The organism is Gordonia sp. 852002-51296_SCH5728562-b (assembly GCF_001665475.1).
In the GTDB taxonomy this organism is placed as follows: Bacteria; Actinomycetota; Actinomycetes; order Mycobacteriales; family Mycobacteriaceae; genus Gordonia; species Gordonia sputi.
The window spans coordinates 1-23084 of the sequence record NZ_LZMI01000011.1 but is presented as its reverse complement, the minus strand read 5'-3'; the positions used below and the strand labels follow the sequence as shown (position 1 = coordinate 23084).

General features: G+C 66.2%; 25 protein-coding genes. 14 read left to right on the top strand and 11 right to left on the bottom strand.

Annotated features, from left to right (window positions below):
* The first annotated feature begins 64 nt into the window (after nucleotides 1-64).
* Nucleotides 65-952, top strand: coding sequence for an MBL fold metallo-hydrolase (locus A5766_RS02820; RefSeq protein WP_231894526.1), 888 nt, complete (start codon nucleotides 65-67; stop codon nucleotides 950-952).
* Here A5766_RS02820 and A5766_RS02815 read toward each other — a convergent pair.
* The 4 genes from A5766_RS02815 to A5766_RS02800 all read right to left on the bottom strand — a co-directional run bounded on the left by A5766_RS02815 (nucleotide 918) and on the right by A5766_RS02800 (nucleotide 5457).
* A complete protein-coding gene (locus A5766_RS02815; RefSeq protein ID WP_156527343.1) occupies nucleotides 918-3080 on the bottom strand; it encodes an AAA family ATPase in 2163 nt (720 codons plus the stop codon). The genes A5766_RS02820 and A5766_RS02815 overlap by 35 nt on opposite strands.
* Nucleotides 3077-4204 (bottom strand): AAA family ATPase, encoded by a 1128-nt coding sequence (locus A5766_RS02810; protein WP_064903319.1) that lies wholly within the window; start codon nucleotides 4202-4204, stop codon nucleotides 3077-3079. The genes A5766_RS02815 and A5766_RS02810 overlap by 4 nt, the downstream gene beginning before the upstream one ends.
* A gap of 128 nt (nucleotides 4205-4332) precedes the next feature.
* On the bottom strand, nucleotides 4333-5007 hold the full coding sequence (locus A5766_RS02805; RefSeq protein WP_064903317.1) for a Crp/Fnr family transcriptional regulator: 675 nt from the start codon (nucleotides 5005-5007) through the stop codon (nucleotides 4333-4335).
* Between the two features lie 237 nt (nucleotides 5008-5244).
* Nucleotides 5245-5457, bottom strand: a complete 213-nt coding sequence (locus tag A5766_RS02800) for a hypothetical protein (protein WP_005171585.1) — start codon at nucleotides 5455-5457, stop codon at nucleotides 5245-5247.
* Between the two features lie 189 nt (nucleotides 5458-5646).
* Here A5766_RS02800 and nth point away from each other — a divergent pair, with 189 nt between their 5' ends.
* The 4 genes from nth to A5766_RS02780 are packed head-to-tail and all read left to right on the top strand — an operon-like array spanning nucleotide 5647 to nucleotide 9126.
* Nucleotides 5647-6333: an endonuclease III gene (gene nth, locus A5766_RS02795; RefSeq protein WP_064903383.1), complete on the top strand. Its 687-nt coding sequence runs from the start codon at nucleotides 5647-5649 to the stop codon at nucleotides 6331-6333.
* Nucleotides 6333-7079, top strand: a complete 747-nt coding sequence (locus tag A5766_RS02790; RefSeq protein WP_064903315.1) for a TlpA family protein disulfide reductase — start codon at nucleotides 6333-6335, stop codon at nucleotides 7077-7079. The genes nth and A5766_RS02790 overlap by 1 nt, the downstream gene beginning before the upstream one ends.
* Complete coding sequence (locus A5766_RS02785; protein WP_064861916.1) at nucleotides 7076-7927, top strand: NUDIX hydrolase; 852 nt, start codon at nucleotides 7076-7078, stop codon at nucleotides 7925-7927. Before A5766_RS02790 ends, A5766_RS02785 begins: the two co-directional genes overlap by 4 nt.
* Nucleotides 7924-9126 carry a MarP family serine protease gene (locus tag A5766_RS02780; RefSeq protein ID WP_064861917.1) on the top strand — a complete coding sequence of 401 codons (1203 nt, stop codon included), beginning with the start codon at nucleotides 7924-7926 and terminating at the stop codon, nucleotides 9124-9126. Before A5766_RS02785 ends, A5766_RS02780 begins: the two co-directional genes overlap by 4 nt.
* An 87-nt stretch (nucleotides 9127-9213) precedes the next feature.
* Here the strand turns inward: A5766_RS02780 and A5766_RS02775 are convergent, their stop codons facing one another.
* From A5766_RS02775 to A5766_RS02750, 6 genes are all read right to left on the bottom strand, one after another.
* Entirely contained in the window at nucleotides 9214-10176 is a 963-nt protein-coding gene (locus A5766_RS02775; RefSeq protein WP_064861918.1) for an alpha/beta fold hydrolase, read from the bottom strand.
* A gap of 3 nt (nucleotides 10177-10179) precedes the next feature.
* The gene (locus tag A5766_RS02770; protein WP_064861919.1) at nucleotides 10180-10713 is read right to left on the bottom strand and encodes a phage holin family protein; all 534 of its coding nucleotides are present in this window, start codon (nucleotides 10711-10713) and stop codon (nucleotides 10180-10182) included.
* Between the two features lie 105 nt (nucleotides 10714-10818).
* Complete coding sequence (locus A5766_RS02765; protein ID WP_331710676.1) at nucleotides 10819-11844, bottom strand: MerR family transcriptional regulator; 1026 nt, start codon at nucleotides 11842-11844, stop codon at nucleotides 10819-10821.
* A complete protein-coding gene (locus A5766_RS02760) occupies nucleotides 11807-12469 on the bottom strand; it encodes a HEAT repeat domain-containing protein (RefSeq protein WP_064903382.1) in 663 nt (220 codons plus the stop codon). The genes A5766_RS02765 and A5766_RS02760 overlap by 38 nt, the downstream gene beginning before the upstream one ends.
* A 197-nt stretch (nucleotides 12470-12666) precedes the next feature.
* Nucleotides 12667-14619 (bottom strand): acetate--CoA ligase, encoded by a 1953-nt coding sequence (acs, locus tag A5766_RS02755; RefSeq protein ID WP_064903311.1) that lies wholly within the window; start codon nucleotides 14617-14619, stop codon nucleotides 12667-12669.
* 173 nt (nucleotides 14620-14792) lie between these two features.
* Nucleotides 14793-15272 carry a GyrI-like domain-containing protein gene (locus tag A5766_RS02750; RefSeq protein ID WP_064903309.1) on the bottom strand — a complete coding sequence of 160 codons (480 nt, stop codon included), beginning with the start codon at nucleotides 15270-15272 and terminating at the stop codon, nucleotides 14793-14795.
* A 105-nt stretch (nucleotides 15273-15377) separates the two neighbouring features.
* Between A5766_RS02750 and A5766_RS02745 the strand changes: the two genes are divergently transcribed.
* From A5766_RS02745 to A5766_RS02705, 9 genes are all read left to right on the top strand, one after another.
* Nucleotides 15378-16133 (top strand): hypothetical protein, encoded by a 756-nt coding sequence (locus tag A5766_RS02745; RefSeq protein WP_064903307.1) that lies wholly within the window; start codon nucleotides 15378-15380, stop codon nucleotides 16131-16133.
* Nucleotides 16134-17320: 1187 nt separating this feature from the next.
* Nucleotides 17321-18382, top strand: coding sequence for a septum site-determining protein Ssd (gene ssd / locus A5766_RS02740; protein ID WP_064903305.1), 1062 nt, complete (start codon nucleotides 17321-17323; stop codon nucleotides 18380-18382).
* On the top strand, nucleotides 18379-19593 hold the full coding sequence (locus tag A5766_RS02735) for a TadA family conjugal transfer-associated ATPase (protein ID WP_197501283.1): 1215 nt from the start codon (nucleotides 18379-18381) through the stop codon (nucleotides 19591-19593). Before ssd ends, A5766_RS02735 begins: the two co-directional genes overlap by 4 nt.
* The gene (locus A5766_RS02730) at nucleotides 19590-20420 is read left to right on the top strand and encodes a type II secretion system F family protein (RefSeq protein ID WP_064903303.1); all 831 of its coding nucleotides are present in this window, start codon (nucleotides 19590-19592) and stop codon (nucleotides 20418-20420) included. The genes A5766_RS02735 and A5766_RS02730 overlap by 4 nt, the downstream gene beginning before the upstream one ends.
* Complete coding sequence (locus A5766_RS02725; RefSeq protein WP_064903301.1) at nucleotides 20417-21025, top strand: type II secretion system F family protein; 609 nt, start codon at nucleotides 20417-20419, stop codon at nucleotides 21023-21025. The genes A5766_RS02730 and A5766_RS02725 overlap by 4 nt, the downstream gene beginning before the upstream one ends.
* A gap of 83 nt (nucleotides 21026-21108) precedes the next feature.
* Nucleotides 21109-21342: a DUF4244 domain-containing protein gene (locus tag A5766_RS02720; protein WP_064863139.1), complete on the top strand. Its 234-nt coding sequence runs from the start codon at nucleotides 21109-21111 to the stop codon at nucleotides 21340-21342.
* Nucleotide 21343: 1 nt separating this feature from the next.
* Nucleotides 21344-21721, top strand: coding sequence for a TadE family type IV pilus minor pilin (locus A5766_RS02715; protein WP_064863140.1), 378 nt, complete (start codon nucleotides 21344-21346; stop codon nucleotides 21719-21721).
* Nucleotides 21718-22134, top strand: a complete 417-nt coding sequence (locus tag A5766_RS02710; protein ID WP_064863141.1) for an Rv3654c family TadE-like protein — start codon at nucleotides 21718-21720, stop codon at nucleotides 22132-22134. Before A5766_RS02715 ends, A5766_RS02710 begins: the two co-directional genes overlap by 4 nt.
* Before the next feature lie 160 nt (nucleotides 22135-22294).
* Nucleotides 22295-22798, top strand: coding sequence for a hypothetical protein (locus A5766_RS02705; protein WP_005208320.1), 504 nt, complete (start codon nucleotides 22295-22297; stop codon nucleotides 22796-22798).
* Nucleotides 22799-22839: 41 nt separating this feature from the next.
* Here the strand turns inward: A5766_RS02705 and A5766_RS02700 are convergent.
* Nucleotides 22840-23084: hypothetical protein (locus tag A5766_RS02700; RefSeq protein ID WP_231894525.1), on the bottom strand; the 245-nt coding region annotated here is incomplete at its 5' end.

Here is a 23084-nt window from a genome sequence, read left to right as displayed (position 1 = left end):
AGCGTGAGTGCGCCGGGGGAGGGCGGTCGGATTCGGGCGGTGTGAGCCGCATTACGCTGTGTGCATGACGAGTCCAGGCGATCGTGACGCCCCTGCCGCCGCTGCATCCGATGCCGCTGAATCCGAAACTCCCACGGCGTCCGACGCCTCTGCCGCGCAGCATCCCGCGTACGGGGTGCTGCGCGAGGTGACGCCGTTTGCGTCGGTTCTGTTGTGCGACAACCCCGGAATGATGGAACTCGACGGCACCAACACCTGGGTGCTGCGTGCTCCGGGTAGTGCCGAGTGCGTCGTCGTCGACCCAGGCCCGCGTAAGCACAAGAAGCATGTCAAGCGCATCGCCGAGCAACCCGGAATCGCGTTGACGCTGATCACGCATCGGCACGGGGACCACACCGGCGCGATCAAGGCGCTGCACAAGCACACCGGCGGGCCGACGCGGGCGCGGCTTGCCGAACACTCGCGTGGCGCAGCACCTCTCGCCGACCGCGAGGTCATCGAGGTCGCCGGGCTGAAGATCACGGTGCTGCACACGCCGGGGCACACCGGCGATTCGGTGAGCTTTCTCGTCGAGTGGGAGGACCAGCGCGCGGTTCTCACCGGTGACACGATCCTCGGAAGTGGCACCACCGTGCTGGATCCCAGCGACGGCACGCTGCGTGACTACCTGAACTCGTTGAACCGGTTGATCGTCGAGGGTGAGGGCGCGACGCTACTGCCCGCGCACGGCCCCGACCATCCCGATCTCGGTCCCGTGGCGCGGTATTACAAGAAGCACCGTGAGGATCGGCTCGACCAGATAGTGGCCGCGCTCGACGACATGGGTGTCTCGGCGAAGAATGCGAAGCCCATGAAGGTGGTTCGCAAGGTCTACGCCGACGTCGACAAGAAGCTCTGGCCTGCCGCCCGTATGTCGGTCAAGGCGCAGTTGCAGTACCTGCGGGAGGCGTGACCGAGGCGGCTTCGGCGACGATGGTTTTGAGCTGTGCTGCAACATCTTTCAGCTCTTCTGGAAGCCTCACGTATGCTTCTTCGTCGCCATGCCCAGCGTGCCAGAGGATGTCGAGTCCTTTCGGCGCCGACGGCAGGCGCATCAGCGCGATAAGCAGGTGCGCCGGCATGATCGGGGGCTCCCGCAGTGCAATGTCCAGCGCATGCTCGGGCTCGTCGGAGTCGACCAGAATCGCAATGACTGACTGTCGGAGGGTGAGGGTGTCGGGGTGGTTGGGTCCGAGGATGCGGGTGTGGTCGTCGAGGAGTTGGTGGTAGAGGGTGAGTGCGGTGTCGGGGTGGCCGGTTTCGCCGGTGTAGTAGGCGATCAAGCCGCGGGTGGTGAGGGTGATGAGGTGGGCTTCTCCCAGCACTTCCACGACTTCGTCCAGCATCGACGTCAATTCGTCAAGCCCGCGCCGAGCCGATGCGCGTCCGCTGCATCCGGCAATCTCGAGACGGATCGCGAAGTCAAGCGGCGCGTGTCCCCCTGTCTCCGCCAATGCGGACTGCAGCAACTCAACGGCTGCACCAGGATCGACATTCTGTAGCCAGCCTCCCGCAACCAGCAGCAGCCCGGCTTTGGTTGGCCCTGTGGTCGCTTCGGATGCGGCAGCCAAGAGGCCGACCAGCGACTCCCTGTCGGCGGAGTCGAGGCAGTGCGCCACGGCACTGTCAGTGGCTGCCAGCGGCGGCCGAGAACCGACGTGCTCGGCGGGCAACAGGTCGTCGCCGCGATACATCAGGACGCAGAGTTCGACGTAACGTCCGCAATCGGCGGTGTACATCTCGTCCTCGCCATCAATCCACCGCCGAGCTTCGGTGAGAAGATCTACGAGGCTAAGAGCGTTGTAGCCGAAGTCGAACGTCGGTACTTGAGGTTTGAGCGATTGCAACAGGTATCGCTCGGCGGGCGAATTGGGTGCAGCGCCCGCCAGCTGCGTTCGGAGTGCTCCGGGTTGATACCACTCGCGCAGTAGCTCGACGACGAGCGCCAGAGGTTCGCCGCGACCGCTACGCCACTGGAAATGGTGCCTCAGCATCGGCTCTCGAAGGGAGTACCAGGTCTTGCGTTGGTCGCCGCCAGGCACCTTTTCTGCTGACACCCATCGACCGCTCCGGAGCAATTCCAGTGCCTTGCTGACTGTCTGCTGGGTGAGTCCTGTTGCGTCGGCGATTTCTTTCGCGCTCTGCGCAGCAGCCGCCCCTTCCGCAAGTTGGCGCACGATCGCCTGCTGGTTCGGCGCAAGGTCCCAGAGCAACTGCTGGTAGTAGGGCACGAGCCCTTCGACCAGGTCCTCGACTGCAGGGATCAGTTGGTCAAGGGAGTCGACAGTGAGACATTCCGATAAGACCATCCAGATGCGCGGAGAACCGCCGGTGAGTGCTCCGACGGCGTTGACGCGAGCTTCGCCCACGTCCGAATCGAGGAACGTTGCGAGTGCGGTGTCGCCCCCGTCCACTGCGAGGCGTGTGAGCAGCTTGCGCCCGGCCTCTGTGGAGAGACCGTCGAGTGGAGTGGTGATGAGCCCGCCAAACCACGGCTCCGTGCGGTCCTGCACTCCCGCGAAGAGGGACGGCGTTGCCGCGAAAAGCAGTATCTGGCCCGATGTTTCGACCCACGAACGTAGATTGCGTTGACCCGCAGTCGAAATCGACGCGAACACGCGGTCGAGGTTCTCGATCACCAACACGAGCGTGCGATCGGCGGTTGCGTCGAGTATCTGTCCTTCGAGGTCAGTGGTGTTGCTCCTTCGCTCCGGCCGTAGGCCGATGGCCACACCGATTTCGTACAACAGGTCGTCGTATCGTGTGATGCCCGTGGCATCCTCGGCTATCTCGGCAACGAGTAATCGAGCGGCGGTCTCTGAATCCTGTGCCATGCGGTGCAATGCCACTCGTAGCAGGTGCGATTTTCCCGAACCGCGTGGCCCGACGAGAAGTGTGTGGGGGCGTGAGCGCGTGGTCGCAGCTGTTTTGAGGCGTTGCGTCAACGTGTCCAGAAGGCGATCTCGACCGACGGTCCGTTGGTCGAGGACGGCTGGGTCTTCTTGTGCCGGTGTGAAGGGCCGCGGGCGCGATCGAGTCATCCCAGCCTCCGGTGCGTCCGCCAAATGCGTTGTAGTAATTGGGAGGACATGCGATCGGTCATCGACTCGCGCGTCAGGTAGTGGTCCTTCTCGAGCAGGCGGAGCACTCGCAAGAGATCATCGCGATCAGGGGCAGCGCCGAGTACCGCACTCAGGGGCGCAGTCAGAGAGTCGACATCCAGTGCGTCGTTCATCGCTAATTCGTCGAGCACGGCTCGGGCGAGCCGGGCATCGTCGCGACCGAAGTAGTCATCAAGTCGTGAATCGTAATGCTCGGTGTTCCAGAGATTTTCATTGATGCAATAGTCGACGATGTCATTCACGGTGCGATCAGGGTCGTCGGCAAGCTGTTGTACGACAGCTTGGACGTAGTAGGGGATGCCGCTCGTTGCCTGGAGGATCTCGGTCTCCAGCGCGTGTGTCCACTCGACGCCGACCCCGAGTACCAGTCGGTTGACGAGTTCGGACGCCTCTTCACTCCTGAGCGCCCCGACGTTTACTTGCCAGAGGTCGTTGATCACGCGGGTGTCGGGAAGCGCGTGGTGTAGCCCGATGGAGCCGGAGATGACGACGGCAAGCGGTCGTTCACCCTGCCTGTGGGCGCGAAGGTCGCCGAGGAAGGCGGTTGCGTTTTCGGGTCCGAGGGCATTGCACAGCACAGTGATCTCGTCGATGATCAATACCGCTCCCCTGGGGCCTGAGGTGGCGGAGAGTAGCTGCATGAGGTCGAGCTCGACTGGCTGGTCGTGCCCCTTCTTTGCCTTGCCTGACAGTTTGAGCCCACTGCCGAGAAACTTGAGTGCGAACTCGCCGCTGACCTCTTTCTCCCACTTCGCAATGCCACGTGAGATAAGGCGGTGGGTGCGGAGTTCTTGCAATAGTCGTTCGGTGAAGGTGTCGATCCGATCGGTCTCTGCGCTGAGCCGGATGACGACCCGACCCGCCTGTTCCAGTTCTGAATGGAGCTTCTTGAGGATCGAAGTCTTGCCCATCCGGCGCTCACCGGTGACGTACGCGCCGCCGCTCCTGGAGATTGCCTCTTTGATCTTGAGTAGTTCCGCGTCACGACCGACGAGGTCATCGGGATCGACTACACCGCCAGGGTTGGGGAAGAGGGGGCGCATGGGCCAACTCTACGTCACCGATAACGTACGTCGCAATAGACGTACGTTATCTGTGACGTAGGTGAGCTGGGTGCGCAAAAAGGTCCCGCACGCTGCATTGCGTACGGGACCTGTCAAGCTACGGGAAACTACCGCGCGCGGCGCGCGAGTCGCTCGGAGTCGGCGATCAGGACGCTCTTGCCTTCGAGGCGCAGCCAGCCGCGCTGTGCGAAGTCGGCGAGCGCCTTGTTCACGGTTTCGCGGGATGCGCCGACGAGCTGGGCGATCTCTTCCTGCGTCAGGTCGTGGGTGACGCGCAGTGCGCCGCCCTCCTGGGTGCCGAAGCGCTGTGCGAGCTGCAGCAGCTGCTTGGCAACGCGTCCGGGGACGTCGGTGAAGATCAGGTCGGCGAGGTTGTTGTTGGTGCGACGCAGGCGTCGGGCCAACACGCGCAGCAACTGCTCGGCGATCTCGGGGCGATCCTTGATCCAGGCGCGCAGCGCGTCGCGGTCCATCGACACGGCACGGACCTCGGTGACCGTGGTGGCCGACGACGTGCGCGGGCCCGGGTCGAAGATGGAGAGCTCGCCGAACATGTCGGACGGTCCCATGATGGTCAGCAGGTTCTCGCGTCCGTCGGGTGAGCGTCGTCCGACCTTCACCTTGCCCGACAGGATGATGTAGAGGCGGTCTCCTGGCTCTCTCTCATGGAAGATCACGTGTCCGCGCGGAAAATCCACGGGCTGTAGTTGCTTGGTCAGCGCCGCGACAGCGGAGGGCTCCACACCCTGGAAAATTCCCGCCCGCGCCAGTACTTCCTCCACCTAAGGAACCTTTCTCATCGGCCGCGTGAACGACACACGCACTCAGCAACGCTACTCTCGCCCTGAAGCATATGTGTTGGATGGGTCACTAGCGCCACTTTGGGGCCGTGTTGCGCGTGCTGAATTGATGTTGTGGCGGGGCCGTGTGGATCATGAGGATCGCCCTGCGAGGGCGTGATCGTCGAGTGGTCGACGACGTCGACGTAGTTCGTTTCGTGTGGTGGTCTGGGGTTGCGCTCAGCTCGCGCGACGCTCGCGCAGCTCGTCGAGCGCTGCGGGAAATCCGTCCCTGGCCAGCGTGTCCACGTGCTGGGACTCAGCTGATTGCAGAAACTCCTCGACGTTGTCGCGGGAGACGCTGAGCCGGTCCGTGTGGTGCTGAACCTTCTCCATCGCGAGTGCGAAAAGCATCAACACAGCTGGGAAGAGCAGTGCGGCGAGTCCTTGCATACCGATCAGTAAACACCGACCGCCGACGAGGCTCATAACTGGAATCGTCGCCTTCACTGACTTGTTATCAAGCCGTCGCCACCGACCTGGTCGGAGTCGATCGCTAACCTGAAGCGTGTGAGTGCACGTAAGTCGGCTGCGGGAGCCAGGACAGAAACCCATCTCGGTCTGGTTCGCCGTGCACGCCGCATGAACCGTGCACTCAAGGTCGAGTTCCCGCACGTGTACTGCGAGTTGGACTTCACCAACCCGCTCGAACTGTCCGTCGCGACCATCCTGTCGGCGCAGTGCACCGACGTCCGCGTGAACCAGGTGACACCCGCGCTGTTCGCCAAATACCGCACCGCCGCCGACTACGCGGGGGCCGATCGCACCGAACTCGAGGAGATGATCCGCTCGACGGGCTTCTACCGGAACAAGGCCAACTCGATCATCGGGCTGGGGCAGGCGCTCGTCGAACGTTTCGACTCCACGGTTCCGCACACGCTGAAAGAGCTGGTCAGCTTACCCGGATTCGGTCGCAAGACCGCCAACGTCGTGCTCGGCAACGCCTTCGACATCCCGGGCATCACCGTCGACACCCACTTCTCGCGTCTCGTACAGCGATGGGGGTGGACCACCGAAACCGATCCGGTCAAGATCGAGCACGCCGTCGGAGAGCTCTTCGAGCGCAAGGAGTGGACCAACCTCTCGCATCGCGTGATCTTCCACGGCAGGCGCGTGTGTCATGCGCGCAAGCCCGCGTGTGGCGTCTGTGTGCTCGCGCATGACTGTCCGTCCGTCGGACTCGGTCCGACGGACAAAGCCGAGGCGGCAAAGCTCGTGAAGGGTCCGGAAACCGACCACATCCTCGAGCTCGCAGGGATCTCCGCGTAGTGGGCACATCCGCGACGACGTCGGGCCCCGACGCACCGAGCCCGCACGACGACCCGCCACCCCAGCGTCGACGCAGCCGTTTTCCGACGTCGTTGCGCTGGACGCTGGTCTTCTTCGTCGTCATGGTCGCGTTGATCGTCGCCATCTGGCCGCGCGATTCGGGATCGTCGAACAGTCTCGGTTCGCCGACCGACAACTCCGGTGTCGCGGCGGTCCCCGACGCCAAGGTCGACGACGCCACGCTCGCCAAGGCCCGCGCCGACGCCGCCGTCGAACCATGCCCGAACGCCGGGTTGCCGGAATCGTCCGGCGCGGCACTGGCGGGGGTCGTCGCGCCGTGTCTGGCAACCGGCAACGCCTACAACCTCGGGGCCGGAACTGCAGGAAAGCCCGTGCTCATCAATATGTGGGCGGTGTGGTGCCTGCCGTGTCGGCGCGAGCTGCCGGTACTCGCCGAGTACGCGCGGCGCGCGGGCGATCGGGTTACGGTGCTCACCGTGCATGCCGAACAGGGCGCGGGTAATCCGTTCGCGGTGTTGACGTTCCTGCGCGAGGTCGGCGTCCATCTCCCGACGGTCCTCGACGTCGACGGCAAGGTCGCGGCAGCACTTCGGGCACCGAGAGTCTTCCCGTCGACCATCCTGCTCCGCGCCGACGGAACCATTGCCACAATACTTCCCAAGGAGTTCGGCAGCGTCGACGAGGTTGCCGACGCCGTGCGCGACGCCACCGGTGTCGCCACGTGACGCGCACCGAACAGCCGTCGCAGGAGCCACACGTCGGGCAGCTCGTCGACACAGCGAAGATTCCTCCGTGGTTGCGGCAGCTCACCGGCAATGTCTCGGCCGTGACCGACAGCGTGCTCGATCGCGGTGGCGACCGCTCGCGCTGGGCGTCGATGCTGCGTCGCGACCGCCGCGCGGCGTCGGTGCTGATCTTGTTCTCCGGCTCGTGGGATGCCGACCCCGACCATCCGGGCGGCCTGCCCGCCGACGCACAGGTGCTGCTCACCGAGCGAGCCCCGACGTTGCGCCAGCACAGCGGGCAGGTGGCTTTCCCCGGCGGCTCGTTCGATCCGGGCGACGACTATCCCGTCGGCACCGCGCTGCGCGAAGCCGCCGAGGAGACCGGACTCGAGGCGAGCAGCGTCGACGTCCTCGCCAATCTGCCGAGCTTTCCCGTACCCGTTTCGAACTTCGAGGTGACCCCGGTTGTCGCGCACTGGCGTGAACCGGGACCGGTCGGCGTCGTCGACGCAGGCGAGACGTCGCGCGTTGTGCGCGTGAATCTGCGCGAGATGTTGGCACCGCAGAACCGTTTTCAGGTGCAGCGGTCGGTGCTCGGTGCGCGCGCCTATCGCGGTCCGGCATTCTTCGTCGACGGACTTCTGGTGTGGGGTTTCACCGGTGGGCTCCTCGCGGCGATCAGCGATGCGTCGGGGTGGGACGTCCCGTGGAACCACGACGACGTCCGCCCGCTCGAGGAGGCGATCGCCCGCGCGGGATCGCCTCAGCTGAGCGGATTTCCGACGCTGCGTCGCGCGGCTGATTCCGGCGACGGAGATACCGAGGCGTCCGAGGATGCCGCCCGGTGAGCGGATCGACATGGGTTGACGTGATCGTCATCGTGCTCGCACTGCTCGCCGCGCTCAGTGGCTGGCGGCAGGGCGCGGTGGCGTCGGGACTGGCGGTCGTCGGCGTGATTCTGGGCGCGGTGGCAGGCATTTTGATTGCGCCCCACATACTTTCACGTATCGACGATCGAAGTATGCGGCTCGTCGTCGGGGTTGCGCTGCTCGTGGTGCTGGTCATCATCGGCGAGACGTCGGGCATGGTGCTCGGACGAGCGGCCCGCGGTGGTATCAGGTCGACGGCGCTGCGGCACGTCGACAGCGTGATCGGGCTGATGCTGCAGGTCATCGCGGTGTTGGTCGCGGCCTGGCTGCTGGCGATTCCGCTCGGACGCGCGTCGTCGCCCGAAATCGCAAGCGCGGTGCGCGGATCCACGATTCTGCGGGGTGTCGATTCCGTCGCCCCGACGTGGCTGCGCGATTTCCCGACCCGCGAACTCGGACCGATGCTCGACGATTCGGGTCTGCCCGAGGTGATCGGCCCCTTCGTGCAGACTCCTGTCGCGAACGTCGACCCACCCGACACGTCGCTGGAGAATTCCGCGGTGGTGTCGCGAGTACAGCAGAGCGTGGTGAAGATCGAGGGTGTTGCCCCGAGCTGCCAGCAGGCGTTGGAGGGCAGCGGATTCGTCGTGTCGCCCGAGCGGGTCATGACCAACGCGCACGTCGTCGCCGGAACCCGCCGATTGACGGTGCAGACCGAGGGCGGCGACTCGCTCGCCGCCAAGGTGGTGCTCTTCGACAGCCGCACCGACATCGCGGTCCTCGACGTCCCCGGATTGAGCGCCAAGGCACTGCAATTCGACGACTCGTCGGCGAAGCCGGGAGCCGACGCGATCGTGCTCGGCTATCCCGAGGCCGGTCCGTTCACGTCGACCGCGGTGCGGGTGCGCGAGACGATCAACCTGTCGGGACCCGACATCTACCGCACCAACCAGGTGCTGCGCGAGGTGTACACGGTGCGTGGCACCATCCGCCAGGGCAACTCCGGCGGGCCGATGATCACTCCGGACGGCGACGTGCTCGGCGTCGTGTTCGGCGCCGCCGAGGACACCGCGGACAACACCGGCTTCGTGCTCACCGCCAAGCAGGTGAAGTCCGACCTCGACGCCTCCGAACGCCGCACCGCGCGCGTGAGCACGGGCGAGTGCGTGCACTCCTGACGCACACTCGGCCGTAGGAAGCGCACGGTCGGCGAGGGGTTTGCGATCGAGCCTGCCGACTGTGCGCCGCGGGACGTCGAGCGTGCGCTAGTCGTCGCGGCCGGTGCCGGCGAGGAGGTCGCCGAGCAGCATGCTGACCTCACTCGGCCGCTCCTGGTGGGCGAAGTGACCGCTGCCGGGGATGGGGCGATAGTCGAAGTCCGAGGCCCATTCGGCACCGGCACCGACTGATTCGTCGGTGATGTAGGGATCGTCGACGCCGCGCACCGCGAGGACCGGGATGGACAGCCGCTTCTCCATGAGGTCCATGAAGCGGACGCCGTCGGGTCGAAATTGCGACCGGAACACCCAGCGCTGGTACTCCAGGCTGCAGTGTGCGGCGCCGGGAATCTGGATCGCGGATCGGTTCTTGTCGACAGTGTCGGTGTAGTCGTCGGTGTCCTGCCATGCGAGCCCCGACCGCTCGGCGAAGTATTCGCCGATGAATGCGCCGTTGTGTCGGGTCAGTCGTCGCTCGGCCATGCGCGGCACCTGGTTGCTCAAGAAGTTTCCGAGAAACGACGACCGCTGCTCGGCGTCTCGCAACACGTCGCGCCGCAGGACCCGCGGATGAGGTGAGGAGATGACCGCGATCGCGCGCACCGCACGTGGGTGCAGCGTGGCGGTCGCCCAGCATGCCAGCCCGCCGTCGGCGTGGCCGATGAGCGTCGCGGATGTATGCCCGAGCGCGCGCACGAGGCCGTTGGTATCGCCTGCCAGGGTCCAACCGTCGTAACCGCGAGGAGGTTTGTCGCTGTCGCCGTAGCCGCGCAGATCGACCGCGACAGCTCGGTAACCGGCCTCGGTCAGGTCGGCCAGTTGGTGGCGCCAACTCCACCAGAACTCACCGAAACCGTGAAGCAGCAAGGCGAGTGGGCGGTCTGGATGTTCCGAGGACGTGCCCGGGCCGTCGGCCTCGACCGCGTGGAACCGCACCCCGTTGGCACGTACGTCGAGATGACGCCAGGGCCCGGCGAACCGGACACTGGACGGGTCGGGGGCTGCGGCCAAATCTCAGGCCTCGCGTGCGGGCGGTATCGCAGGATGACTGCCGCCGTGTCCGAGCGACGAGCCGGGGCCGTCGTCGTGGCGGCCCGGCAGCACGGTCTGCACTTCCTTGACGCTGCTGATCGTCTTCTTCGGACCGCGAACTCGTTTGAACACGAGGTAGCCGACGAAGGCTGCGATCAGCGTGATGACAACCAGGATCGCGAACACGATCAGGAACGCGAGCCAGCGCGAGACCCACTCGTCGAGCAGTTCGGCGAGGAAGAAGAAGAAAAAGAAGCTCGCGTACAGAGCCATCACGCCCGCCACGATCAGCAGAGCGGTGCCCGCCCCCGCTTTCTTCGCGTCGTCGACCAGCTCCGCCTTGGCCAGCGCGACCTCGGACCGGAACAGCGTCGAGACACTCGCGGTGGCGTTCTTGACCAGGCTTCCGACGCTGGCTTCGCCGGACGAATCGCGGTCGGCGTCGCTCAACGGAATCGACGGTGTCTTGCCCCCTGCGTTGCGGTAGTCGGACTGGCCGGACTCGTTTCCACTCACAGCATCCTCCGTCTTTGGCGTTCTCCTGCCATATGTTGCCATGCGCGGGTCTTCGCGGTTGTGCCCGCCGCCGCGTCGACGTGGCGTGGCGGCGGGTCGACCCGGTCATGAGCGGTGTTGTCGCAGCGTGGCGAGTGCGGCCACCGCGGGATCGCGGTCGTCGGTCTGCGCGTCGAGGATGTGCACGGCCACCTCGCCGGGCAGGTCGACGAGTGCCTGGGCGAGTCTGCTCCGTGCCTGCGGATCGACGTGGTCGCCATCGAGGAGCCTGCCGAGTTCCGTCGCGATCTCGTCGGCGGTTGCGGAGGTGTGTGCGAGGTCGCGGATCGCGTCGGCGGCGTCGACGTCATGACTGCCGTCGACGACCATGTTGATCAACCGCGGGATCATGGCAGTGTCACCCCGCGTTGCGAGGGCGAGCGACGCGGCATCGGCGACGGCACGGTCGGTGTCGCGGAGTGCGGTGCGTCGCAGCAATTCGACGGACGTGTCGGTGTTCAGCTTCGTGATCGCCGAGACCGCACGGCGTCGGATCTCGGGGTCTGGGGAGAGGAGACCCGCACCGAGTGCGGCCTCCGCAGCGGGATCGGCGAAATCGGCGAGCGCCCAGACGAGGGTGCCGGCGACATTCGTATCGCGCTCGGCCAGAACGGCTTTCGCGAGCGCCTCCGGCGAGAGTCGCCCGCCGTGTGCGGTCAGCGCGGCCCGCTGGCGTAGGGCCGGGGAGTCGGAGTCGAGGTCGTGGAGTAGTTTCACCGAGTTCAGCACGTCCTCCCAGTCGGTCGGCGCGGCGTCGGCGATGCGGGTCAGGCGCGTGAGCAACGCGGTCTCGCGCGTGATGCGTTGGCGCGTCTTCGCGATGAGCTCGTCGACCAGGTCTGCGGGTTCGGCGGTCCCCGGGGTGTCCAGCAGTGTCTTGATTCCTGCCAGTGACACCCCGAGCGCGCGCAGTCCGACGACGCGGAACAGCCGCGCGATGTCGTCGGGGGAGTAGTCGCGGTACCCGCCCGCGGTGCGGGTCGCCGGTCGCACCAGCCCCAGCCGGTCGTAGTGCCGCAGCATCCGGACGCTCACGCCCGAATGCCGCGACACCTCACCGATCAGCATGGTCGATGCGGACGGGTGCACCACGCAGTGTCAGTGCGCGCTTTGCTTGTTCGACTGCGTCGGCGAACCCGCCGCCCGGGTCGTTCATCAGGCGCCGGGTCGCGTCGGCGTGAATGCGCACTGCCTCGTGGCCGCTTGTGCTCGCCGAGTCTAGAACGCCGATTGCTGCCTCGCCGAGCGCGCTCAGCGCACGACTGAGACTGCGCTGCACCTCTCGGTCGCCGCGGCCGAGTTCGGCGGCCAGGGCGGCTGCGAGATCGGAGACGTCCTCATCGTCATCGGCAACGAGCGCAACCGCCGTCCGCCACGCTGTCCGGGCTACCTCGTCGTCTGGATCGTGCAGCAGGCCCGTGATGTGCTGATAGACACTGCGATCGCCGATCTTCGACAGCGTGTGTAATGCCTGGCTGCGCGCCTGCGCCGACGTCGAGTCCAACTCCGCGGCCACTCGCGGCACCGTCGCTGCGTGCGGCGTCCGAGTGAGTGCCCAGGTCAGCATGTCGCGGACGAAGAAGTCGGATTCAACGCCGCTGCGGTGTACCAGTGCGTCGACGAGCGCTGGATCGGGTTCGGTCCCCGCCGCCAGTGCTGCGCGCAGCCGGATCGACGGATCCGGCGCCGACAGCGCGTCGATGAGTGTCTGAGTCATCGTGATCACCTCCACGACCTGAGTCAAAACCCTGTCACCGTGTCAGGGTCAAGAGCAAGGCCGCCGGGACAACGAGATCTCCAGACGCAGCTCGCCCGTTTTCAGTCATTTTTCCGTCGACCGTCGACGCCGACCTGGGCTTTTGCCGGCCGGCGCCGCGCCGAATGACTGAAAACGGGCGAGCAACTGTGTGCGGATCAGCCCTTTCGGCTGCGAATCGCCTCGAACACCGAGGGATCGACCAGTGTCGAGGTGTCGCCGAGCTCGCGGCCTTCGGCGACGTCCTTGAGAAGACGTCGCATGATCTTGCCCGATCGGGTCTTGGGCAGTTCGGGCACGACGTTGATCTCACGCGGCTTGGCGATCGGGGAGATCTCCACCGACACCTGCTCGCGGAGCTCCTTGATCAGCTGATCTCCGGTGTTCGCTACGCCTTCGCGCAGGATCACGAACGCGACGATGCCCTGCCCGGTGGTCTCATCGGCAGCTCCGATCACGGCGGCTTCGGCGACACCGGAGTGCCCGACGAGGGCCGATTCGACCTCCGCGGTGGAGATGCGGTGGCCGGAGATGTTCATGACGTCGTCGACACGGCCGAGGACCCAGAGTGCCCCGTCGTCGTCGTAGCGGGCGCCGTCGCCGGCGAAGTACCAACCCTGTTCGGCGAACCGCGACCAGTATGTGTCGCGGTAGCGCTCGTCGTCGCCCCAGATGCCGCGAAGCATCGACGGCCACGGCTTGTCGAGGACCAGGTAGCCCTGCTCGCCCGCGCCGACAGGCTGGCCGTTGTCGTCGACGATCTTCGCCGAGATGCCGGGCAGCGGTCCCATGGCCGAGCCTGGCTTGGTCGCGGTGACGCCGGGTAGCGGCGAGATCATGATGGCGCCGGTCTCGGTCTGCCACCAGGTGTCGACGATGGGTGCCGAGTTGGCTCCGATGACCTCGCGGAACCACTTCCACGCCTCGGGGTTGATCGGTTCGCCGACGCTGCCGAGCAGTCGGATGGAGCTCAGATCATGGGCGTCGGGGATCTGGCGGCCCCACTTCATGAACGTACGGATCAGCGTGGGAGCGATGTAATACGTTGTGACACCGTATTTTTCGATGATCTCGAAGTGACGGTGCTCGTTGGGGGAGTTGGGGGTGCCCTCGTAGACCACTTCGGTCGCCCCGTTGGAGAGCGGCCCGTAGACGAGGTACGAGTGGCCGGTGACCCAGCCGATGTCGGCGCCGCACCAGAAGACGTCGCGGCCTTCCTTGTGGTCGAAGACGTAATGGAAGGTGTAGCTGGCCTGGGTCAGGTAACCGCCCGAAGTGTGCACGATGCCCTTGGGCTTACCGGTGGTGCCCGACGTGTAAAGCAGGAACAGCGGGTGCTCGGAGTCGAAGGCTTCCGGTTCGTGATGAGTCGACGACTCGTCGACGGTGTCCTCCCACCACACGTCGCGACCTTCGACCCAGTTCAGATCGGGATCGTGATTGGTACGACGCACGACGAGGACCTTCTCGACAGACTTCGCGGCGGCGTCGCCGGTGCCGAGTGCTTCGTCGACGGCGGTCTTGAGAGGTGCGGGCTTGCCTCGGCGGAACTGGCCGTCGGTGGTGATGACGAGTTTGGCCTCGGCGTCGTCGACGCGGGAGCGCAGCGCGCCTGCGGAGAACCCGGCGAACACCACCGAGTGGGTCAGGCCGAGGCGTGCGCACGCGAGCATCGAGACGAGCGCCTCGGGGACCATCGGCATGTAGATGGCCACGCGGTCGCCGGGGACCAGGCCGATCGAGGCGAAGTAGTTGGCCGCCTTGGACACCTCGTCCTTGAGCTGGCTGTAGGTGAGGTCACGCGAATCGCCGGGCTCGCCGACCCAGTGGATCGCGACACGGTCGCCCTTGCCCGCGGCGACGTGGCGGTCGACGCAGTTGACCGCCACGTTGAGTTTGCCTCCGACGAACCACTTCGCGAATGGTGCATCCGACCAGTCGAGGACCTGGTCGAAATCGGTGTCCCAGTCCAGGCGCCTGCCCTGCTCCGCCCAGAACTCGAGGCGGTCGGCGTCGGCATGGTCGTAGAGCGCGGCGGTGCCGTTCGCCTGCGCGACGAACTCGGGCGTCGGCGGATACACCTGTGCGGTGGGGTGTGCAGCTGTGGACATCTCTGAGCAGGGCCTTTCACTCTCGGTGTGCATTCACGCGACTCCACCCACGGTGAGGTGGGGCGTGCCGGGGTCTCATTGTGAGGGTAGTCACGTTGGGGTGGCGTTGCAGGCGCCGGGGGACTGGCGGCAGAGCTCGCGCGCCGAGCTGTCGATGGTGCGCGACGAACGGTTCACACCGCGTCTGTCACCGGGACAAAGATCTGGGTGATCATGTCCTCTGGATCGGCGTCGGGAGTCGGCTGAGTCAGATAGATCTCCCACACGACATCCCCGCGAACCAGGGAGTGATCGGCAATCCACGCGAACAACTCCGCGTAGACGTCGGACAGATGGTCGTAGTTGCCGCGGTGGTCGTAGGTGACCGCGCGACCTCCCGGGGTTCGGAACGGCGTCACGTCATCGGTCGCTTCGACGACTCCGTCGACGGGGAAGCCCACACCGACGTCGATGGCGTCGGTAGGGAGTCCGAATGTCAGCCCACGTGGCGGTCCGGTGATCGCCAGGCCCGACGACGCGATCGCCCCAGGCAGTCTGCGGAACGCGTCGTCGTAGAAGCCGCGTAGCGCGTCAGAGGGTACGGTCGCGCGGATCAGCGCCAGCTGCTCGGCGTCGACGGTGGTGATCTGTGGGTGCTGCGTGAGGACGGACATAGACCGACGATGTCACGGTTGCATGGCTCCGACCGGGCGTTCGTTGGGTGAGCGCCCGCGGGGCACAGAATCTGGCAGCGCAGGAATCGATTACCGTGGCGAACTGTGACTACCGACCCACTTGCGCCGCTTACGGAGTTGCCCGGCGTGCGCGAGGCCGCCGACCGTGCGCGCGACGCGCTCGGCGCTGTGCACCGGCATCCGGCCAATCTGCGTGGTTGGAACAACACCGCGACCGAGGCGTCGTGGCGGGCCGGCCGATCGTCTGCGGCGATTGACGGTGGGAGCGTCGAGCTGAGGCGTGACGGAGACTTCGACGACCCGATCCTGGCCGGCGCGATGCGGGTGGCCCAGGCGCTCGATGGTGATTCGCTCGATGCGTTGACGGCGGTGTATCGACGCGCGCCCGCGCAGGCGTTCGCGCGGTTGCATATGCTGGCCGCCGCCGACCTCGTCGACGACCCCGACCTGCTCGGCCGCCCGCGACCGGGAGCCGACGTCGCGACGCGACTCGAACTCCTCGGCCAGTTGATCACCGGTGCGACGTCGGTGCCTGCACCGGTGTTGGCCGCGGTGGTGCACGGCGAACTGCTGACACTCGACGCCTTCGGAAGCGCCAGCGGTGTCGTCGCCCGCGCGGCGTCGCGCCTGACGTCGACGTCGAGTGGCCTCGATCCGCACAACCTCGGCGTACCCGAGGTGACCTGGTTCAAGAAGGTCGACGAATATCACTCGCTGGCAACGGGATTCGGCACCGGTCAGCCTGATGCGCTCGGCGCGTGGATCGTGTTCTGCTGCGAGGCGATGGTGGCCGGAGCGACCGAGGCGAGGTCGATCGCCGACGCCGCTCGCGCGGGATGATGGCTGCCTGATTGGTGCCGGGGGGCCGGACGCTGCCAGCGGGCGAAGACTTGCCCAGACAGCCTGCGCCCCAGACAGCACTGCGGGCGGCCCACCTGTCTCTCGACAGGTTGCCGCCCGCGTAGCACGGACCCAAGTTACCAAGCGTGCTGCGGTGGGTTGTGGTCACCGCCTCGGCGAGGGATCACGTTCTGCGAGAACAGGTCTCCTCCGTCGCGCTGCCCTTGCTCTCTGGCCCGCTCACGGCATCCGTCGATGTCGGTGCCGGACGAACTCTCGGGCCAGGCGTGGCGCTGCAGTTGTCGGAGTTGTTGCTCGAAGCCGCGATGTCGCAGGCGCACAACACTTGTGCCTCATGCGGCGTGCTCCGCGTGGGTGCTTGCCGCCCGTGCTGGGAGTGCTCGCCGGGGGGTTCGGTCCTTCTCTTCCGGATCGGACTTTGCTCGACGAGTTTTCCGTGATTTACGTTCTACACCGTGATCGGCGTCACATCAAGCCCCTTGGCGAGCCGCTCTGGAAACTCCCGCAAGCGAGCTCGACGGACGGGTTCCGGGGCGAGAATCCGGATGATCAGGATCAAGCCGAAAGATGCCCGCCGGTCATCCGACCCACACATCACCCGTGCCGATTCGGTTAAACATCTTTAACGTCACCCGCCCAGCGGAGGGGCGAATCGACGTACTCGCAGGTCCAGGCCTCGCGCATCACGACGGTCGTTTGGGACGAATGACCGCTTGGCAAACTATCGCAAATGCTGCAATCAGTATTCTCACCTGGCGTTCGAGTGTGTATAGTCGGTGCTACCCGGTTCTTTATTGAACCGGCGCCTTTCAGCCCGACCCCCCGGGGCTGAAACGCGACAACCCCGGCCCCCTCCCCCCCCTGGCCGGGGTTGTCCTCTGTCTGGGGGTCTCTTCTTTGTCGGCAACCGGGCTGGGTTGCTCTCTGGGCTGGACGGTCTGGCCGCGTCAAGACGGTCTCGCCGCGTCGATCCGGTGCGTTAGACGTGCCTAGCGTACACCATCGCACCGATAATTCATCATAGTAAATCCCGCTGCGTCGACACTTGCCGGGTGAGCTGCGTTGCGCGTGCGGCGCTCATCCACAAGCAAGCCTCTGTCCCCAGATGCGCCCACGCATCGCGGTAGCAGGGCGTACCGGTCGGCGGTGCGACGCATGCTCAGTTCATGTCCGACGACCTCCTCGCCCTTGTGGCCGAACACTTGCACGACGACGTTGCCCGGTGCGCTGCCGCAGCGGGCTATCGGCTGATCCCCGGTGACGCGCGTGAGTGCCGGCGGGATTGGTTGAGAACTCGTGCGGTCGTGCTCGATCCGCCCGCTGTCGCCACGCTCGCACAGAGCTCGCTGCCACGGCGCGGAGGCGTCGTGCTGATCTCCGACGTCGAACCCGCCTCTGCGACGTGGCGTGGTGCGCTCGATCTCGGCGCCGTCGATTCGGCTGTGCTCCCCGACGATGAGTCCCACCTGGTGCGGATTCTCACCGAACTGAGACTGCCGGCATCGCGCCAAGCAGGAGCATTGGCGTTCATTCCGGCGCACGGCGGGGCGGGAGCGTCGACGCTCGCCGTGGCGAGTGCGCTGGCAGCCGTCGACAGCGGCGAGCGGGTGTTGCTACTCGACATCGACGAGCTCGGGGCCGGATTGGATCTCACGCTCGGCGTGGAAGCGCGCGAAGGGCTCCGCTGGCAAGACCTTTCCTTCGACGAGGGTGCGGTCAGCGGTGCGTCGCTCCGAAATGCGTTGCCGCGGTATAACGACAGGCTTGCGCTGGTCACCGGGAGGCGTGACGACATCCGGTCGCTTTCGCGTGGCCCTGTGCTCGCAGCGGTAGACGCCGGTCGTGCGCACGGCGACCTGGTGATCGCGGATCTCCCACGCGCCGACACCCCGGTGGTGCGCGCAGTGGCAGAGTCGGCCGAATTGGTGGTGGTGGTGACCACTCCGACCGTCGCAGGTACCGCCGCCGCACGTCTCCTGATCGCTCGATTGCTGCCGGCGTGCCCGCGCGTCGAACTCGTGATCCGCGGGCCGTCTCCCGGCGGGTTGCGGGCAGCGCAGATCGCCGAAGCGGTTGGTGTGCCGTTGATCGCCGCGTGCCGGCCCGACCCGCGCCTGGCCATGCGTCTCGAAGCAGGACGTCTGCGGGTCGCGCCGCGCAGTCCGTTGGGGCGGGCGGCGTCGGCCGTGTACTCACGATTCGCCGACGCTCGAGTGGCGGCATCATGAGTAGTGCCGCGGCACAGCGAAGTTCACGCGTGCAGGCGGTGACCGCGACGTCCGACGACGCTCTGATCGACCGGGTGCGTGAGCGCCTCGCCAAGGAGTCGGCCGAACCGACGGCAGCGGTCATCGCGGAGGCGATTCGCGCGGAATCGGGTGGGGTTCTCGGCGACACCGACCTGCTTGCGGCACTGCGGCATCTGCAGACCGAACTGACCGGCGCGGGACGACTCGAGGTACTGCTCGCCGAGCCCGGCGTCGCCGACGTGCTCGTCGTCGGCCCGCAGCGGGTCTGGGTCGATCGAGGCAGTGGTCTCGAACCGACTGGTATCACCTTCGACGACGATGCGGCCGTTCGACGACTCGCTAGTCGGCTGGCGCTCGGCGCCGGCAGACGTCTCGACGACGCGCAACCGTGGGTCGACGCCCAGCTCACGTCGCTCGGCAGACGCGGACTCACCGTGCGGCTCCACGCCGTCATCCCTCCGCTGGCCGCGGACGGTACATGTATCTCTCTGCGGGTATTGCGCACGGCCGGAATGGATATGGCGGGACTGATCGCGTCGGGGGCGGTCCCGCCCGAGTTGGTCGAGGTGCTCGAAGCGACGGTCGCCGCACGTCTCGCCTTTCTCATCGTCGGCGGAACCGGGTCGGGCAAGACGACTCTGCTGAACGCGTTGATCGGTGCCATGGCCCCGACTGATCGGGTGCTGTGCGTCGAGGATGCGTTGGAACTCGCCCCGGCACATCCACATGTGGTGCGTCTTGTCGCACGAACGTCGAATGTCGAAGGGATGGGCGAGGTTCCGGTACGAGTCCTGGTTCGACAAGCGCTGCGGATGCGACCTGACCGCATCATCGTCGGGGAGGTTCGCGGTGCCGAGGTCATCGACCTTCTCACCGCACTCAACACGGGCCATGAAGGGAGCGGCGGGACGTTGCACGCCAACTCGACCTCGGAGGTTCCTGCTCGTATGGAAGCGCTTGCGGCACTTGGGGGAATGAACCGAGAAGCATTGCACTCACAGCTCGCGGCCGCCGTCCGAATCGTTGTCGGGGTCAGCCGTACAGCCGGTGGAGCGCGGGGGATTGTCGAAGTCGGGATGGTATCCCGGAACGCCGATGGATGGGTGACGATCCTGCCGGTTTGGCTGCGAAACAGTGGATTCACCGAGCACCGCGCGGAGTTCGACGCGTTGGTCGAGGAGCGCACATGAGCATCGTGTTGGCGGCGCTTGCGATTGGGGTGATGTGGTGGCCGACGAGTCGGGTCGAGCATCGCGTGTCGATGTTGACCGGGACGGCGGCCACGCGATGGACACCGTTGCAGCCGAGCGCTTGTGGGTTGGTCTGTGCGCCGCTGGTGGCGCTGCTCGTCGGAGGGATCTCGGGTGCGGTGGCGGCGTCGATCGTGGTGGCGCTGGTCGTCTGGCTCCGTCGGCGAAGACGTCGTGCGGCCGAGCACGAGGTTCAGCGCGACGAGATGTTGACCGCTCTGGCGCTGGTGATCGCCGAGCTTTCGGTGGGAGCTCCGCCCGCCCGCGCATGTGCCGTTGCAGCCCGCGAGATCTCGGAGGGTAGGGATGATCCATCGGAGGTGGCCGAAGGGCTGACCGTGTTGGCCGCACGAGCCGAACTCGGGGGGAGCGTCGTCGTCGATGGGGCGTCTGAGAGCCGGGGGCAGGGATCTGGTTCGGATTCTGCGGATCAGTCCTGGCGCCGGATCGCCGTCGCGTGGCGAACCGCGGAGCACTCGGGCGTCCCGATGGGGGAGTTGCTCGAGTCGTTGCGCGCCGACCTCGCCGCGCGACGCGCGTTCACCGAGCGCACGCGTGCCGGCCTTGCGGGGGCGCGCGCGACTGCCGTTGTGCTGGCAGGACTTCCGCTCCTCGGGATAGGGCTGGGTCAGGCGACGGGCGCGCGCCCGATCCAGGTGCTGCTCGGCGGGGGTCTCGGCGGCATGCTGCTGGTGATCGGCACGGCGCTGGTCGCTGCGGGCGTGGTGTGGACCGAACGGATCACCGACAAAGTGGTGCGCGGATGACGATGTCGCTGCTGCTACTCGCTGCAGCGGTGTTGATCCTGCCGCCGCGGCGGTGGCTGCTGTATCGGGTCGTCGAGCCGCCTGATAGTCCCTCGGGAGAAGCGCGGTGGCTCGGAAAGCACCGTGAGGTCGACGATCCGTTTGCCATCGCCGCGGGCCTCGACCTGTTCGCAGTGTGTCTGCGCGCAGGTCTCACGGTCCCCGCCTCCGCACTCGCCGTCGCACAGACAGCACCGACGGCGTTGGCGGAGCCGCTGACCGCTACGGCGGAGCTACTCGAGCTCGGCGCCGAGCCCGAACGTGCGTGGTCGACGCCACTTGGAGTTCGACCAGCACGCCGAAAACCCTCCGACACCGAGTATTTCGAGCAGTTGTCGATGCTCGCTCGGCGATCAGCTCGTGCGGGGTCGGCGCTGTCGGCCCAGGTGGGTGAGCTCGCCACCGAAACCCGACGTCGAGCGCACGACGACGCGCATGCTCGTGCCGAGCGGGCAGGGGTGCTGGTGAGCGGTCCGCTCGGCCTGTGTTTTCTCCCCGCGTTCGTGTGTCTCGGCATCGTCCCGGTTGTGATCGGCCTCGCGGGCTCAACACTCTCCGGTCTTTAGAAGACTCGATGGATCTCTTCGTGGGTTCTCAACGTCAAAGCAGTGCAGCACCAATCAGTTTCACCTCAACCGAAAGGCACATCATGAAGATTCTCCACGCGACCCGAAGCGGATTCGAACGAATCACGGTTCGTACCAACGCGAACCTGACCAGATTGATGACCGACGACGAAGGCATGAGCACCGCGGAGTACGCAATCGGCACGATTGCGGCCGCAGCGTTCGGGGCGATCTTGTACACGGTGGTCAGTGGCGACAACATTGTCAGCGCTCTGACCGGGATCATCACCAAGGCGCTCAACACGTCGGTGGGTTGAGATGCGGCCGCGACGGATTATCGACGACGAGTCGGGGATGGTCACGATCGAGGGAGCGTACGCGATTTCGGCTGTCGTGATCGTGGTGATTCTCGCGGTGGGTGTGGTCATGGCGGTAACCACTCAGGTCCGTTGTGCCGACGCCGCCCGCGAGGTCGCTCGGCTGACGGCCGCGGGTGACGATAATGCCCGCGCCGCAGGCGAGCAGATCGTGCCGGGTGCGCAGATCTCTGTTGCGGCGCAGGCAGATCGGATCGTCGTCGAGGTCCGTCGCGGAGCGCCGATGGTGCCGGGTCTGACATTGTCTGCGCGGGCCGTCGCCGTCCCTGAGCCCGATGGTGCCGACCAGGTCGACGTCGCGCCGGGGGTGATGCGGTGACCTGTCGCCGGTCGGGTGGGGCGCGGACGCAGCGGGATTCACGCTTCACTCGACTTCTCCGCGATGAGGGCGGCTACGCCACCGTGGCCGCGGCCGGGGCAATCGCGGGTATCGCAGCCCTGATCGTGCTGGTCATCTATGTGGGTGCGGCGACGCTGGCTCGTCATCGGGCGCAGTCGGCCGCCGATCTCGCCGCATTGGCCGCGGCGGCCGATCATGTTGCGGCGCGGGCTGACCCGTGTGCCACGGCCAAGTCGCTCACCGCCGAGCAGCGGCCGCGGGCGGAGGTGTTCGAGTGCGCGGTCGTCGGTGAGGACGTCGTGGTCGGTGTGCGTGTGTCGGTGTCCCTGGGGGCGTTGGGGGTCCGAGCAGCGTCGGCGCGGGCGCGAGCCGGCCCGGCAGAGGGCCCGTGACTACTTCCCGACCCGCGACACCGTCAGGCGCCGGTCCGTGTAGTCCGTTCGTACTCAAATGACGGCTTTCACCCGATCGAGTTACATCGATGCAGCATCGGGCTGGGTACCGTCCAGTGGCGCACCACTGTCTCGTTCGTCCGAATCTCGGAGGTCGTCCATGAAGTTCTCCCGTTCCGCCGGCGCTGCTGCACTCTGTGCTGCCGCGGTGGTCCTGTCGATGCCCGCTGCCGCACACGCAGGAGGGACCAAGGACCCGCGGTACGCGGCACCGCCTGCATCGTCGGCCCCGGCCGAGGCATGCTCGGATCGCGCGCCGTATGCGGGGCAGTGGGTTGGGCACGGGCGATCGATTGATCTGCGCGACAACGGTTCCGGAACCATCACACTCGGCAGCGGTGCGTCGAATAGCGAAACGTGGACGTTGGCCTGGAAGGCGCAGAAGACCACGGTGTTCCCCGACTGCGGCATCCTGACTGAGGTCAAGACGCAGACCAAGAAGCTGGGTCAGGGCAGCTACGGAATACTGGGCGCCGGGAAGCAGTTCGAGGGCGCGCTGGGTAAACGAGAAGGACACACGGTCCTGTTGATGTCGCTGCATCCCGGCCAGGACTCGATTCCGTTCTGCCGCACCAACGATTACGCCAGCGAATGCGGCGCATAGTTCGCTATTACCTTAAGGGTCTTTGATGTTGCGGGGCCTGATCAGGCTCCGCACTCCCGCGAGTACCCGTACTTGTCCGGGTTGCACCAGGTCAGCGAGTGCTCGGCGGAGGTGAAGCCGGCCATCTGCATGTAGGTTTTCGATTCTGAATCCTTCACCAGGACACCGTGATACACGGCGCCGGCGTGCATCGAGTTGTCGCCCAGCCCTTCGCCGTGCTGCCAGATCCGGTCGCCGAGCGTCATGGTGACACTGTCGGAGTGGGCGCTCCAGGTGAGCGCCCACT